The following is a 12,794-nucleotide window of genomic DNA, read 5'->3' as shown; positions in this document are numbered from 1 at the left end:
AGTCATGACGACTGCTCTCCCATCGCGTGGTCTCGAGCGCGGGCTGTGCGCCAGAGGTTTTCGACCATAGATCGAAAACACCTCGTCATCGTAACACCTGTGATCGACGACGCATTCCCGCCCGGTCGTGACAGCGTTCGGGCGCGCTGTCAGCGGGAACGCCAAGGCCTGCCGGTGCAGTGGGCTACGGTGCTTCCATTCACGTGGGACGAGGCCGAAGAGGTGACTGCATCGATGGCGACACGACATGTGACGCGGATACTCGTGGCCGTTGCGGTTCTATTGGCGGTGGCTGTCGCGGTCGCGGTCACGATCGTCCTGATGGACCCTCAGCGATCGAACGACGCCGCAGCTCCGCCGGCGACCGTCACCGTGTCGGTCACGCAATCCCCGCCGTCCCAGACCGAGAGACCCGACCCGCCGGCTGTCGAGGAGCCGGTCACGGAGGAGGCACCGCCGGTCGTCGAGGGTTCGGAGTGTTCGGACTCGGAAGTACGCACTTTCCAGACAGACGCCTCCGGCCGCAGTCTGGTCTGCGGCTACTCCGGTAGGCCGACGCCGCACTGGCTCCAGCACGGAGACGACGACGGAAGCGTCCACAATGTCGGCGATCCCTGCGACAGCAGCGTCGATCGGGTGTCGCGGGATCCGTCGGGACTGTTCATCATGTGCGGCGGGAGCACCTGGGTCACTCACCCGTGACCGTCCACCGGGACCGAATGCGCAGCGGAACGACCGTCTCCTAATCTGGATCGCATGGCCGAAACCACCGTGCGCGTCGAGGTGCTCACCGCTGTCTTCCAGGTGCGCGAAACCGACGTCGACGTCCCGGCGCTGCATGTGCTGCTGCATCGGTGCGAGCAGGCCGGATGGGCGTTGCCCGGCGGACCGATCGTTGAGCGCGAGACGCTGGGGGCGGCCGCGCTGAGATGGCTCGGTGCCCGCGCCGGGCTCACTCGGGTGGCCCACCTCGAACAGCTGTCGGTGTTCTCCGACCCGGACCGCGTGCCCGAACAGCGAACCGTCGCATCGACTTTCCTGGCGCTGGTGCCGAGCGATATCCCCGCCGAGACCGTCGCCGATGCCGCATGGTTCGCCGTCGACGAGTTGCCGGAACTGGCCTACGACCACCGCGACGTCATCGACCTCGCACGGCATCGTCTGGCGGGCAAGCTCTCGTACACCAACATCGCGTTCGCTCTGGCGCCGAGCCAGTTCCCGATGTCCGAACTCTCCGAGATCTATGGAGCGGCGCTGGGCTACCCGGTCGACTCGACGAATCTGCTGCGGGTCCTCTCACGCCGCGGAGTGGTCGTGGCGACGGGAACCGTCGGCCACACCGGCCGGACGGGTGGCCGTCCGCCCGCGCTGTATGAGTTCGCGGACGCTCGGATCAGGGTGACCGACGAATTCGCCGCGCTGCGCCCACCCATGTGACGGACCGCACTTCCCCACGTCTCGCCTCAGCGTCCGCTCGGGTCTCCCGGTTGCGAGGGCGGCACGACCTCGCCGCCGTCGGATAATCCGACCGCACCGATCGGCAAGGGCTCACGCATCTCACCGAACTCGTCTGCAGGCAGGTCGCCCACGCCGAGATCGGCGTGCGCGCTCGAGAGGACGCATACGAGATAGACCAGCGCGCCGGCCGTCGGCGCACACAGCAGCAGCACCCAGGCCGGACCGACATCGCCGTCGAGCCAGAGGTTCACCGTCCCGGAGTAGGAACCCGGTACGGACCGCTCGATCTCGCCGTGCGACATCCGGCCGAAACGGTCGGCCAGGTTCAGCGCGAGCGCCGACGTGGCGATGGACATCAGCACCACGAACGCGAATCCGCCGATACCCCTCGACGTGCGCAGCCCGAACCAGGTGGCGAGTCCGATCAGCACACCCAGTCCGAGGCAGAGGAAGGAGAAGATCGCCACCCCGTCGAAGAGCTTCGCCGGGTCGGCCTCGGTCGCGAAACGCATCTGCCCGCCGTGCTCGACGACGACGTCGGGGGCGGGTGCCAACAGCACCCACAGTCCTCCGACCGCCACCGCCGCGGCGAACAGCGCGAGTACGACCGCGACCACCCGGCGCGCGTTCATCGCTGTCCCATCTCCGAGGAGTCGACCGTTCCGTGCCTGGAGCACCGTGCATCCCAACCGTCCGGCCGCACCTGCACCACCATCCGGCGGCCGCACTGGCCGCAGAAGCGCGGCGGCTCCAGGCCGAGTCGCGCCGCTGTGGGGACCTCGTCCGCGGCCTGCAGTTCGAGCTCGATACCGGTGTACACGCCGAAGCGCAGCGGCTGCTGCAGCGGACCGGGGATCACGCTCGTCATGGTCGACGCCTCCTGGAATCTGATGGCCGCGGCGGACGGGCCACGACCTTCGAGGCTACCGGCGCGAGTCACAGCGTGTCATTGAGGGCTTTGATGGGCATGCTCAGGTCGTCGAGCAGATCGAGATCGTCCTCCGCGGGCCGGCCGAGAGTGGTCAGGTAGTTACCCACGATGACGGCGTTGATGCCGCCGAGGATGCCCTGCTTGGCTCCGAGATCGCCGAGGGTGATCTCGCGGCCGCCCGCGAACCGCAGGATGGTGCGGGGCAGCGCGAGCCGGAACGCGGCCACCGACTTCAGCGCCTCCGAGGCCGGCAGTACCTCCAGGTCGCCGAAGGGCGTGCCCGGGCGCGGGTTCAGGAAGTTCAGCGGCACCTCGTCGGGCTCGAGCGCCGCGAGATCGGCGGCGAACTCCGCGCGCTGCTCGAGTGTCTCCCCCATGCCGAGGATGCCGCCGCAGCAGACCTCCATGCCCGCCTCACGCACCATCCTCAGGGTGCCCCAGCGCTCTTCCCACGTGTGCGTGGTGACGACCTTCGGGAAGTGGCTGCGCGCGGTCTCCAGATTGTGGTTGTAACGGTGGACACCCATCGCTGCGAGCTCGTCGACCTGCTCCTGCGTGAGCATGCCCAGGCTGCAGGCGATCTGGATGTCGACCTCGTTGCGGATGGCCTCGATGCCCGCGGCGACCTGAGTCATCAGTCGCTTGTCCGGTCCACGCACGGCGGCGACGATGCAGAACTCCGTCGCTCCGGTCTTGGCCGTCTGCTTGGCCGCCTCCACGAGCGACGGGATGTCGATCCAGGCGCTGCGGACCGGAGAGGCGAACAGTCCCGACTGACTGCAGAAGTGGCAGTCCTCCGGGCAGCCGCCGGTCTTGAGCGAGATGATGCCCTCCACTTCCACCTCGGGACCGCACCACCGCAGCCGCACATCGTGTGCGAGCTGCAACAGTTCGGTGAGGCGGTCGTCGTCGAGCTGCAGGACGCGCAGGACCTGGTCCTGACTCAGTCCCTCGCCGCGCTCCAGGACCTGCTCGCGCGCGACGGCGAGGATGTCGGCGGTGTCCGCGGCTGCCGGGGCTGACGTGTCGGCGGTCGTGGTCATGGGGAGATCTCCTTCGTGAATGGGTGTGAAGTTCTAGGAACGTGCCGGTGACGCACCGGGTGAGGGCGTATCTCCCTCGGCCGGCGCTGTGCGGCACGTTCTCGGCGTCATGAACAGGTCGCGTCCACGCGGAACAGCGAGGCGTCGACCCACGTCGGTGCGGCGACGCGGAAGTCGTCGGCCGGCGACCGCCCGACCCCTGCGGGGACGGTCGCGACGATCGGCGCTCCCGTCAGCCGTGGAAGATCGGCGAGGTTGCACCGCATCGCGAGATCCGGTTCGTCCGGCCAGGAACCGATCACCAGACCGCGCAGTGTCACCCCGGCTGCGGCGATCGCCCGCGCGGTGAGTTCGGTGTGGTTGAGCGTTCCGAGCCCCGGGTCCGCGACCACCAGCATCTCCGCGCCGAGTCGCCGGGCGACGTCGAGCACGGTCAAGTCCGGCCCGAGCCGCACCAGCACGCCGCCCGCACCTTCCACCAGCACCAGATCGGTGACGGCGGCGAGTTCCTCGGTCGCCGAGGCGATCGCATCGAGTGTCACCGGCTCCATCCCGGCCCGCGCAGCGGCGGTCTCGGGGGCCAGCGGCTCGGGATACCGTGCCGGCTCGCGCACCGGGATCTCTCCGGCGAGGCGGCGCACCTCGTCGAGGTCGCCCGGTTCGCCGGGCGCGACCCCCGTCTGCGCGGCCTTGCACACGCCGACGCGGAGTCCGGCGGCCTGGGCGGCGGCCGCCAGCGCGGCGACCGCGACCGTCTTGCCGACATCCGTCGACGTGCCGGTGACGACCATGATCCGCGCGGTCATGCGGCCTCCACCACCCGGCGCAGCGCGCCGGTCACGACCGAGGCCACGTAGTCGAGGTCGGCGTCATCGAGGTCGGCGCGGACGGTCAGGCGCAACCGCGAAGTGCCCTCGGGCACCGACGGCGGTCGAAAGCATCCGACGAAGACGCCCTGCTCCCGGCACAGCGAGGCGGCGTCGACCGCGGCCACCGGGTCGCCCACGATCAGCGACACCACTGCGGCGTCGGGGATCCCGCCACCGCAGGCGGCGGCGAGCCGGCGCACTCCGGCGCGGAGCCGGTCGGGCATCTGCGGATCGCCGCGCAGAATGCGCAGCGCCGCATGCGCCGCCCCGACGGCGGCCGGGTTGAGACCGGTGTCGAAGATGAAGGTCCGGGCATGGTCGATGAGATGCTCGCGGAGCAGATGCGTGCCGAGAACGATGCCGCCCTGTGCACCGAGCGACTTAGACCCGACCGTCGTGATCACCAGACCGGGAGCGCCGGACAGTCCCTGTTCGGCCGCGACTCCCCGCCCGCCGGGGCCGCGCACGCCCAGCGCATGCGCCTCGTCGGCGAGCATGATCGCGCCGTGCCGAGTGGCCGTGTCGTAGTACTCGCGGAGCGGAGCGATCCGGCCGTCGATGCTGTAGATCGAATCCGTCACGACCAGCGCGCGTTCCTCCGACCGTGCGGCGAGCACTCGCTCCACGGCATCGGCGTCGCCGCGCGGCACCACTTCCACGCGCGCCCGCGACAGCCGGCATCCGTCGATCAGCGAGGCGTGCGCTCCGGTGTCGCTCACGATGAGATCACCCCGGCCCACGAGCGCGGTGATCGCGCCGACGTTGGCCAGATACCCGGACGAGAAGGCCAGAGCGGCTTCGAAACCCAGGAACTCAGCGAGGTCGTTCTCGAAGTCGATGTGCGCCTGCGTGGTTCCCGCGACCAGACGGGAGGCGGTGGAGCCCGCACCCCACCGGTCGAGTGCGGCGTGTGCCCCGGCGATCACGTCCGGATGGCTCGACAGCCCGAGGTAGTCGTTGGACGCGAGGTTGATCTCGGTCGCTCCGGCCTGGCGCACCACGGGTTCCCGGTGCAGTCCTGCGTTCAGGGTCCGCGCGGCGATGTCCGCCAGCCACGGTGCGCTCATGATGCCAACTCCTCGTCCTCGCGGGTGTCTGCTTCCACCGACGCCTCCACCGACGCCCTCGCCGCCGCGGTCATGCCTGCTGTCAGCACGTCGATCTGTGCATCGGTGATGATGTACGGCGGCATGGCGTAGATCAGGTTTCGGAACGGCCGCACCCACACTCCGCGCGCGATCGCCGCGTCGGTGGCCGCAGCGACGTCGACCTCGCGATCGAGCTCGATCACCGCGATCGCCCCCAGTGTGCGTACGTCGGCGACGCCTGCCACCTCGGTCAACGACGCCAGCCCCGCGCTGAGCCGGCGGCCGATCTGCGGCACGCGCGTCCGCCAGTCCGATTCGGCGAGTACCTCCAGGGACGCACAGGCGACCGCGCAGGCCAGTGGGTTGGCCATGAAGGTCGGTCCGTGTGCCAGACCTCCCGCCTCGCCGCGGCTGATGGTCGCGGCGATCTCATCGGTGGTGAGGGTGGCGGCCAGCGTCAGGTAGCCGCCGGTCAGCGCCTTCCCCACGCACACGATGTCGGGGCTGACGGCCGCGGCGTCGACCGCGAAAAGGGTGCCGGTCCGGCCGAAGCCGGTGGCGATCTCGTCGCAGATCAGCAGCACGTCGTGGCGATCGCACAGTCGCCGCAGCCCCGCGATCAGCGACGGCGAGTGGAACCGCATCCCGCCGGCACCCTGGACCACCGGTTCGACGATCACTGCGGCCAGTCGATCGCGATGCAGTTCGAGTTGCGCGTCGAACATGGTCAGGTAGGCCTCGTCGGCGGACGCACCCGCACGCGCGTCCGGAGGCGCGGGGACGAAGACCTGCTCGGCGATCACTCCGCGCCACATCGAGTGCATGCCGCCCTCGGGATCGCAGACGCTCATGGGCGCGAAGGTGTCGCCGTGGTAGCCGCCCCGCCAGGTCAGCAGGCGGTGCTTCTCGCTGCGCCCGCGACTGCGCCAGTACTGCACCGCCATCTTCACCGCGACCTCCACCGACACCGAACCGGAGTCGGCGAAGAAGACCTTCTGGAGCGGATCGGGAGTCAGGCTCACCAGCGTCTGGGCCAGTCTCGCCGCGGGCTCATGTGTGAGCCCGCCGAACATCACGTGCGACATACGACGGGCCTGTTCGGCGAGCGCCGCGTCGAGTCGCGGGTGACGGTAGCCGTGAACGGCCGACCACCACGAGCTCATCCCGTCGATCAGTTCGGTGCCGTCGGCGAGCCGGATGTGCACGCCCGCGCAGTCCCGCACCACCAGCGGCCGCGTACTGGACGGGAAGCCGCCGTACGGGTGCCAGACGTGCTTCGCATCGATCTGCGCGATGGTGGTCTGGTCCATACCGGCCTCCTGTTCGTTGCACATCCCACACGGATTCCTCGATTCCTGGACACCGTACAGGACGTCCTGAACGATGTACAGGAGACGCCTGTACGACGTACAGGGCAGGTCAGGATAGGGTGGCGGTGTGAGCAACACGAGATCGGACATTCTCGCTGCGGCGCGGGCCATCCTCGCCGAGCACAGCCTCGCCGATCTCACGATGCGGCGGCTGGCATCAGATCTCGGCGTCCGGCCGAACGCGCTGTACTGGCACTTCCCGAACAAGCAGTCGATGCTCGCCGCGCTCGCCGAAGACATCCTCTCGACCGTTCCCGGGGCGTCCGAGGACATCGACTGGCTCGCCGATCTGCACCGGTTGGCGACGGACATGCGCCAGGCGCTGCTCGCCGTCCCGGACAGCGCCGAGGTGGTCTCCTCGGCTTGGGCGTCGGGACTGGCCGACCGCGGCATCGAGACGGTGATCGCCGACATCGCCGCCCGCGGCGGCCTCGACCGCCAGGCCCAGTCGGGTCTGGCGACGGCCATCTGCCAGCTGACCATCGGTCTGACGATCGAGGAGCAGACCCGGACACAGATGGAGCGGCTCGGCGTCACCGGACCGTCCGGCCGGGTCTTCGACGCGGAGTTCGACGACGCGCTCGAGGTGATCCTCGACGGCGCCCGGGCCCGCAGCGCCGCACAGACGCACTGACCCGCGCACCGCACCCGCCGCAGGCCGAGATTTCGTCCGGCGCAGGCGGGCACGTAGATTACTGAGGCGGCCACCCGCCCGGGAGGCCCGTGCCCGGAGAGAGAAACCAACGACAGTGCCCGCGTCCACCGATCGCCCTGCCACGGCAACGGCCCCGACGGTGCCCGCCTATCGTTCAGACCTCGACGGTCTCCGCGGCATCGCCATCGCCCTGGTCGCATGCTTCCACGTCTGGTTCGGCCGGGTCTCCGGCGGCGTCGACGTGTTCCTCACTCTCTCGGGCTACTTCTTCATCGGCTCGCTCCTGCGGCACACCATTCACAGCCAGTCGGTCAGCTTCGGGCTCGCGGAGACGATCAACCCCTGGCCGCGGTTCCAGCGTCTGCTCAAACGACTCCTGCCCGCGCTGTACACGGTGCTCATCGGGGTCGTGATCCTGACAGTCCTGGTGATCGCACAGACCCGCTGGCTCAACATCGGCCGTGAGACCTTCGCGAGCGCGCTCTACTACCAGAACTACTACCTCGCGAAGAACTCTCAGGACTACCTCGCCGCGAGCTCAGCGAACAGCCCGCTGCAGCACCTCTGGTCCATGTCCATGCAGGGCCAGTTCTTCGTCGGCGCCCTGATCGTCCTGCTCGCCATCGCCGGACTGATCAAGGTGGCGGGCCGCCGCTACGAGATGCTGACCCGCGCAGGCGTCATCCGCGGTGTCTTCGCGGTCGTCGTCGCCGCCGTCGCCGTCGCCTCGTTCGTCTGGGCGCAGCACCGGCTGCACGTCGATCAGCCCTTCAACTACTACGACACGCGCTCGCGCCTGTGGGAGCCGCTGGTGGGCGGGCTCCTGGCGATCTGGATGCCGCGGTGGCCCATCGCCGACCGCATCCGCAGCGCGGTCACCGTCGCAGCGCTGGTGTTGATCGCCACCTGCGGTTGGTGGATCGACGGTGTCGCCGAATACCCGGGAGCGCTCGCCTGGGTTCCGGTGGGGGCCACGCTCCTCGTCATCTGGGCCGGTCAGGCCTCCGACCGCCCGGCGCCGGCCGCGAACCGGATGCTCGCGAGCCGGCCCGCCGTGTGGCTCGGCGGACTGTCGTACTCGCTGTATCTGATCCACTGGCCGCTGCTGATCTTCTATCTCACCTGGCGCGGAACGCAGCACGCGAACGTCCTCGAAGGCGCGGGCATCCTCGCCGTCTCCCTGGGACTAGCGTGGCTGATGAAACGGTACGTGGAGGATCCGCTGCGCGGCGGCGGCCGCTCGTCGATGGCGCACATCCGGTGGCCGGCGCACCCGCGGATCACCTACGCCGCGATCCTGACCGTCATGCTGGTCGCGATGTCCGCCGGGACTGCCGGAGCCATTCGGGCGTGGGACCGTCACATGGCGACGGTCACCGTCGACACCGCGAACCTCGACCCCGCCCTGTATCCGGGTGCCCGCGCCCTGCTCGAGAACGCGCCCGTTCCAGCACTCGACCCGCAGCCGACGCCGCTCGCGGTGGCCGACGACCTTCCGCAGACCGGCCCGGACGGATTCATGAGCGACTTCGCCGCGACCGAGCCCGCGATCGGCGTCTACGGCGACCCGCACGGCACCAGGACCCTCGCCCTCGCCGGCGGCTCGCACGCCGAGATGTGGATCGGTGCCCTCGACGCGATCGGCAAGGCCAACGGATTCAAGGTCCTCACCTATCTCAAAATGGGCTGCCCGCTGACGTCCGACGAGAACCCGACGAAGCTGGAGGGCACGCCGTATCCCGAGTGCCGCACCTGGATTCTCAACGTGATGGCCGACCTCGAACGGACTCGCCCCGACGCGGTGTTCACGAACTCGACGCGGCCGGACCCGTCGGGCGCCGCCGATCACGTCCCGCAGGGGTACATCGGGATCTTCGACGAACTGACCGGCGCCGGGATCCCCGTCGTCGGAATCCGCGACGATCCGTGGCCGCACAACGACCGCGGGCCGATCAACACACCCGAGTGCCTCGCCGCAGGCGGCACCGCGCGCTCGTGCGGCACGGTGCGGACCAGCGCACTGCATCCGGTCGATCCGGCGACCGACTACGCCGCGCGCAACCCGCTGTTCCATCGGCTCGACCTCTCCGACGGGCTCTGCACCGCCGACTTCTGCCCCGCCGTGGTCGGTAACATCATCGTGTACAAGGACTATCACCACTTGAGCGCGACCTACGTCCGGAGCCTCACCCGGGAACTGTCGCGTCAGCTCTCCGCGGCACTGCCGTGGACCGGCCCGGAGATCCACTGACGCCTCACCTCCGGGGCCAGTGCAGGCGATCGGAGGACAGGTATGGCCGGCACCCCCGCCGACCCGGTGGCCACCTATCGCATCCAGCTCACGCCTGACTTCACGTTCGCCGAGGTGGCCGGGATCCTGCCTCATCTGTGCGAACTCGGTGTCAGTCACCTCTACCTCTCCCCCGTCCTGGAGGCGATGCCCGGATCGCGGCACGGCTACGACTGGTGCCCGCCAGGGCGGATCTCCGGTGTTCTCGGCGGGCCCGACGGCTACCGGCTGCTTCGCGAGCACGCCCGGGCCCTCGGACTCGGCGTCATCCTCGACATCGTCCCCAACCACGTCGGAATCGCGGACCCCGATCACAATCCCTGGTGGTCGGACGTGCTGGTGAACGGCCTGGACTCCCGGTACGCCGAGTACTTCGATCTCGACACCGAGGCCGCAGGCGGGATCGTCAACCTGCCCTACCTCGGCCGCGACGAGGACCTCGCCGATCTGCGACTCGACGAGCGCGGACGGCTGGTCCTCGGCACGCTCGCCGTACCCACCGCCCCGGGGACCGCGTCACCCGGCGACGACCCGCACGCGGTGCACGCCCGCCAGCGGTACCGCCTCGTCCGGCACGACAGCCGCCGCATCGGCTACCGCCGGTTCCTGGCCGTCAACGGGCTCGCCGCACTGCGGCAGGAGGTTCCGGAAGTCTACGACGCGACGCACTCGTGGCTCCGGGAACTGATCGCCGACGACTTGGTGGACGGCGTCCGCGTCGACCACGTGGACGGGCTGCGCGATCCCGCCGGTTACCTCCGGCGGCTGCGCGCCGATCTCGGCGACCATCGGCTCCTCTACATAGAGAAGGGGCTCGCGATCGGCGAGCGGCTCGACCCCGCCCTCCCCGTCGACGGCACCACCGGATACGACCAGCTCCGGCTGATCGAAGCCCGCTTCACCGCACCGACGGGGATGGTGGAACTCGACGAGACCTTCAAATCCGTCTCCGGCGTCCCGGGCGGCGGCGAACTCGGCGCTCTGGCGCGCGCACTTCGCCAGACCGTGCTCGTGGACCTGTTCCCCGACCGACTCCAGCGCGTCGGCGATCTGCTCTGCCGGCGTGCGCCGCACGTTCGCGCCCACCTCGTGCAGCAGGCCGCCGCCCTGATGATCTGCTCCGCGTCGGTCGCCCGTCCCGACTACCCCTCGCTGCGAAGCACGGTGTTGGCCGACATCGAACGGCTGCGGGACGCCAGTCCGATCCTGTCACCGGGGTTCGACGTCCTCCGTGACGCCTTCCACGACCCGGACTACGCTCCGGAAGCGGTCGCCCGACTCGGCGAAGCCGCGGTCGCGGTCTACGGCAAGGCCACCGAGGACATCGGGTTCCACCGCACCGCACGGCTGGTCTCCACGCAGGAACTCGGATGCAATCCGCGGGTCCCGGCCGTGAACCGCAACGACTTCCATGCGCGGATGACCGAGCGTGCGGCCCACTGGCCGCGGGCGCTGACTGCACTGTCGACGCACGACACCAAACGCAGCGAGGACGTCCGCGCCCGGATCGCGGTGATCGCACAGACGCCCCAACGGTGGCGGATCCTGGTCGACGAGCTGCAGCGGATCGCACCGCCGCCGGACCCGGTGATGTGCTACTTCCTCCTACAGAACGTGGTCGGCGTGTGGCCCGACGAGGGCCGGCCGGACGCCGACCTGGCCCGTCGACTCGCGGAGTTCGCGCGCAAGTCCATGCGGGAGAACGGCATCGTGTCGTCGTGGACCGACGTGGACGACGCTGCCGAGTCGGCCGTTCAGCAGTGGCTGACGAGTCTGCAGCACGGTTTCGCGGCGGAGCTGATCGCCGCGTTCGTCGCACTCATCGCCGACGCCGGCCGCGCCGAGTCGATCTCGCGCAAGGCCCTGTCGCTCCTGCTGCCCGGTGTCGGCGACGTGTACCAGGGCACCGAGTGGTGGGACCATTCGCTGACCGACCCCGACAACCGGCGGCCTGTCGATTACGGTCAGCGCCTCGACCATCCGAAGCTCCAGGCCGTGCGGACCGCTCTGGCGGTCCGGCGCAGGCATCCGGGTGCCTTCGCCCCGGGCAGCGACTTCATCGACGTCCCCGCGCGCGGGGTCTGCGCCTCGCACATCGTCAGCTTCGCGCGCGGCCGCGACGGCGAACCGCAGGTGGTCCTCGTCGCGGTTCGGCTGGCCCTGATGTTCACCGGCGCCGAGACCAGAGCTGCCGCCCAGGTGGAACTGCCCGCCGGAACCTGGCGCGATGCCGTCACCGGCGCGGTGTTCACCGGAACCGTCGGTGCGGACGTCCTCCTGGGCGACGGTCCGCTGGCCGTCCTCGAACCGGCGGATTGAGCCGCCGCGGGACGGCTATCCGGGTGGCTATCCGCCGGGGACCGGCGCGGGCGTCTGCGTCGGGGCGGGTGTCGGGATCTGCTGCTGCGCCTGCTGAGAGCCGACGGTGACTCCGGGACCTGCCTCGATCGCGCTCACGAGCCAGTCGCCGTCGACCTTCTTCATGTTCAGCTGGAGCAGGATCGCATTCTTGCCTCCGGTGGTGCTGATGGCGCTGGTGCCCGTCACGTCCACACCGAGGACCACCGTCGCCTGATCGGCACTGAAGGACTCGACCATCGAGGAGGTCACCGTGGTCTTGATGTTCTCGACCTTGTTCTCCTTCATGAACTCGGTGCTGACGACCGCGTCCGAGTCCAGTCGCTTCTTGAACTCACCGGTGCTGAGCGGGCCCACCGCGTCGCGCAGCGACTTGGCGTCCGCATTGGGACCGCTCATCGCCTGGAAGTACGTGCCGACGAAGTTCGACGCGGCGGCCTTGCTGTCGTCGAACGCCGCGAGTTTTTGGTCCTTCTCGTACAACTGCCATCCGCCGACCGCGATCACGGCGATCACGGCGACGACGAGCAGTCCGACGATCGCCTGCTTCACCCGGCGCATCGAGATCGTCACCGAGACGCTGTCGGCCTTCTCCCTGCCCGCCTTCCGCTCGGCGCGCTTGGCCGCATTGCCGGACTCCGAGGCGTCCATGGCAACGGCGGTGTCGTCGGCATCTGCGTCGTCGGGCCGGGCGTCCGAGATGTCTTTCGAGTCGTCTGAACTCATAAATCC

Annotated in this window: 12 protein-coding genes; 5 read left to right on the top strand and 7 right to left on the bottom strand. The window is 69.5% G+C overall.

Annotation, left to right across the window (positions count from 1 at the left end; translation table 11 throughout):
* The first annotated feature begins 45 nt into the window (after window positions 1-45).
* Together ACE11G_RS07250 and ACE11G_RS07245 are read left to right on the top strand one after the other, a co-directional pair.
* Window positions 46-702, top strand: coding sequence for a hypothetical protein (locus tag ACE11G_RS07250; protein ID WP_231650325.1), 657 nt, complete (start codon window positions 46-48; stop codon window positions 700-702).
* A 54-nt stretch (window positions 703-756) separates the two neighbouring features.
* On the top strand, window positions 757-1,437 hold the full coding sequence (locus tag ACE11G_RS07245; RefSeq protein WP_045540271.1) for an NUDIX domain-containing protein: 681 nt from the start codon (window positions 757-759) through the stop codon (window positions 1,435-1,437).
* 26 nt (window positions 1,438-1,463) lie between these two features.
* Here ACE11G_RS07245 and ACE11G_RS07240 read toward each other — a convergent pair whose 3' ends face one another.
* The 6 genes from ACE11G_RS07240 to ACE11G_RS07215 form a co-directional block, all read right to left on the bottom strand.
* Window positions 1,464-2,090 carry a DUF2567 domain-containing protein gene (locus ACE11G_RS07240; RefSeq protein ID WP_045540273.1) on the bottom strand — a complete coding sequence of 209 codons (627 nt, stop codon included), beginning with the start codon at window positions 2,088-2,090 and terminating at the stop codon, window positions 1,464-1,466.
* Entirely contained in the window at window positions 2,087-2,326 is a 240-nt protein-coding gene (locus ACE11G_RS07235; RefSeq protein WP_045540275.1) for a hypothetical protein, read from the bottom strand. Before ACE11G_RS07235 ends, ACE11G_RS07240 begins: the two co-directional genes overlap by 4 nt.
* A gap of 68 nt (window positions 2,327-2,394) precedes the next feature.
* Window positions 2,395-3,432 (bottom strand): biotin synthase BioB, encoded by a 1,038-nt coding sequence (gene bioB, locus ACE11G_RS07230; RefSeq protein WP_045540277.1) that lies wholly within the window; start codon window positions 3,430-3,432, stop codon window positions 2,395-2,397.
* Window positions 3,433-3,539: 107 nt separating this feature from the next.
* Entirely contained in the window at window positions 3,540-4,238 is a 699-nt protein-coding gene (gene bioD / locus ACE11G_RS07225) for a dethiobiotin synthase (RefSeq protein WP_222111699.1), read from the bottom strand.
* On the bottom strand, window positions 4,235-5,368 hold the full coding sequence (locus ACE11G_RS07220; protein ID WP_375003980.1) for an 8-amino-7-oxononanoate synthase: 1,134 nt from the start codon (window positions 5,366-5,368) through the stop codon (window positions 4,235-4,237). Before ACE11G_RS07220 ends, bioD begins: the two co-directional genes overlap by 4 nt.
* Window positions 5,365-6,699, bottom strand: a complete 1,335-nt coding sequence (locus ACE11G_RS07215; protein ID WP_006895362.1) for an adenosylmethionine--8-amino-7-oxononanoate transaminase — start codon at window positions 6,697-6,699, stop codon at window positions 5,365-5,367. The genes ACE11G_RS07220 and ACE11G_RS07215 overlap by 4 nt, the downstream gene beginning before the upstream one ends.
* A 127-nt stretch (window positions 6,700-6,826) precedes the next feature.
* Here ACE11G_RS07215 and ACE11G_RS07210 point away from each other — a divergent pair, with 127 nt between their 5' ends.
* The 3 genes from ACE11G_RS07210 (at window position 6,827) to treY (ending at window position 12,023) form a co-directional block, all read left to right on the top strand.
* On the top strand, window positions 6,827-7,393 hold the full coding sequence (locus ACE11G_RS07210; RefSeq protein ID WP_006895361.1) for a TetR family transcriptional regulator: 567 nt from the start codon (window positions 6,827-6,829) through the stop codon (window positions 7,391-7,393).
* Window positions 7,394-7,508: 115 nt separating this feature from the next.
* Window positions 7,509-9,665: an acyltransferase family protein gene (locus ACE11G_RS07205; protein ID WP_006895360.1), complete on the top strand. Its 2,157-nt coding sequence runs from the start codon at window positions 7,509-7,511 to the stop codon at window positions 9,663-9,665.
* Between the two features lie 42 nt (window positions 9,666-9,707).
* Window positions 9,708-12,023 (top strand): malto-oligosyltrehalose synthase, encoded by a 2,316-nt coding sequence (treY, locus tag ACE11G_RS07200; RefSeq protein WP_062366740.1) that lies wholly within the window; start codon window positions 9,708-9,710, stop codon window positions 12,021-12,023.
* Between the two features lie 27 nt (window positions 12,024-12,050).
* Here the strand turns inward: treY and ACE11G_RS07195 are convergent, their stop codons facing one another.
* Entirely contained in the window at window positions 12,051-12,788 is a 738-nt protein-coding gene (locus tag ACE11G_RS07195) for a hypothetical protein (protein ID WP_039866959.1), read from the bottom strand.
* Window positions 12,789-12,794: the final 6 nt, after the last annotated feature.

Origin of the sequence: Gordonia sp. PS3, from assembly GCF_041950545.1 — a bacterium.
GTDB classification, from domain to species: Bacteria; Actinomycetota; Actinomycetes; order Mycobacteriales; family Mycobacteriaceae; genus Gordonia; species Gordonia sihwensis.
This window is presented reverse-complemented; position numbering and strand designations above follow the sequence as displayed.

What these genes read in the sequence shown, in the direction of transcription:
- ACE11G_RS07195 (WP_039866959.1), bottom strand. Translation starts at nt 12,788, where the DNA reads ATGAGTTCAGACGACTCGAAAGACATCTCGGACGCCCGGCCCGACGAC.
- ACE11G_RS07220 (WP_375003980.1), bottom strand. Translation starts at nt 5,368, where the DNA reads ATGAGCGCACCGTGGCTGGCGGACATCGCCGCGCGGACCCTGAACGCA.
- ACE11G_RS07240 (WP_045540273.1), bottom strand. Translation starts at nt 2,090, where the DNA reads ATGAACGCGCGCCGGGTGGTCGCGGTCGTACTCGCGCTGTTCGCCGCG.
- treY (WP_062366740.1), top strand. Translation starts at nt 9,708, where the DNA reads ATGGCCGGCACCCCCGCCGACCCGGTGGCCACCTATCGCATCCAGCTC.
- ACE11G_RS07215 (WP_006895362.1), bottom strand. Translation starts at nt 6,699, where the DNA reads ATGGACCAGACCACCATCGCGCAGATCGATGCGAAGCACGTCTGGCAC.
- bioB (WP_045540277.1), bottom strand. Translation starts at nt 3,432, where the DNA reads ATGACCACGACCGCCGACACGTCAGCCCCGGCAGCCGCGGACACCGCC.
- bioD (WP_222111699.1), bottom strand. Translation starts at nt 4,238, where the DNA reads ATGACCGCGCGGATCATGGTCGTCACCGGCACGTCGACGGATGTCGGC.
- ACE11G_RS07235 (WP_045540275.1), bottom strand. Translation starts at nt 2,326, where the DNA reads ATGACGAGCGTGATCCCCGGTCCGCTGCAGCAGCCGCTGCGCTTCGGC.
- ACE11G_RS07245 (WP_045540271.1), top strand. Translation starts at nt 757, where the DNA reads ATGGCCGAAACCACCGTGCGCGTCGAGGTGCTCACCGCTGTCTTCCAG.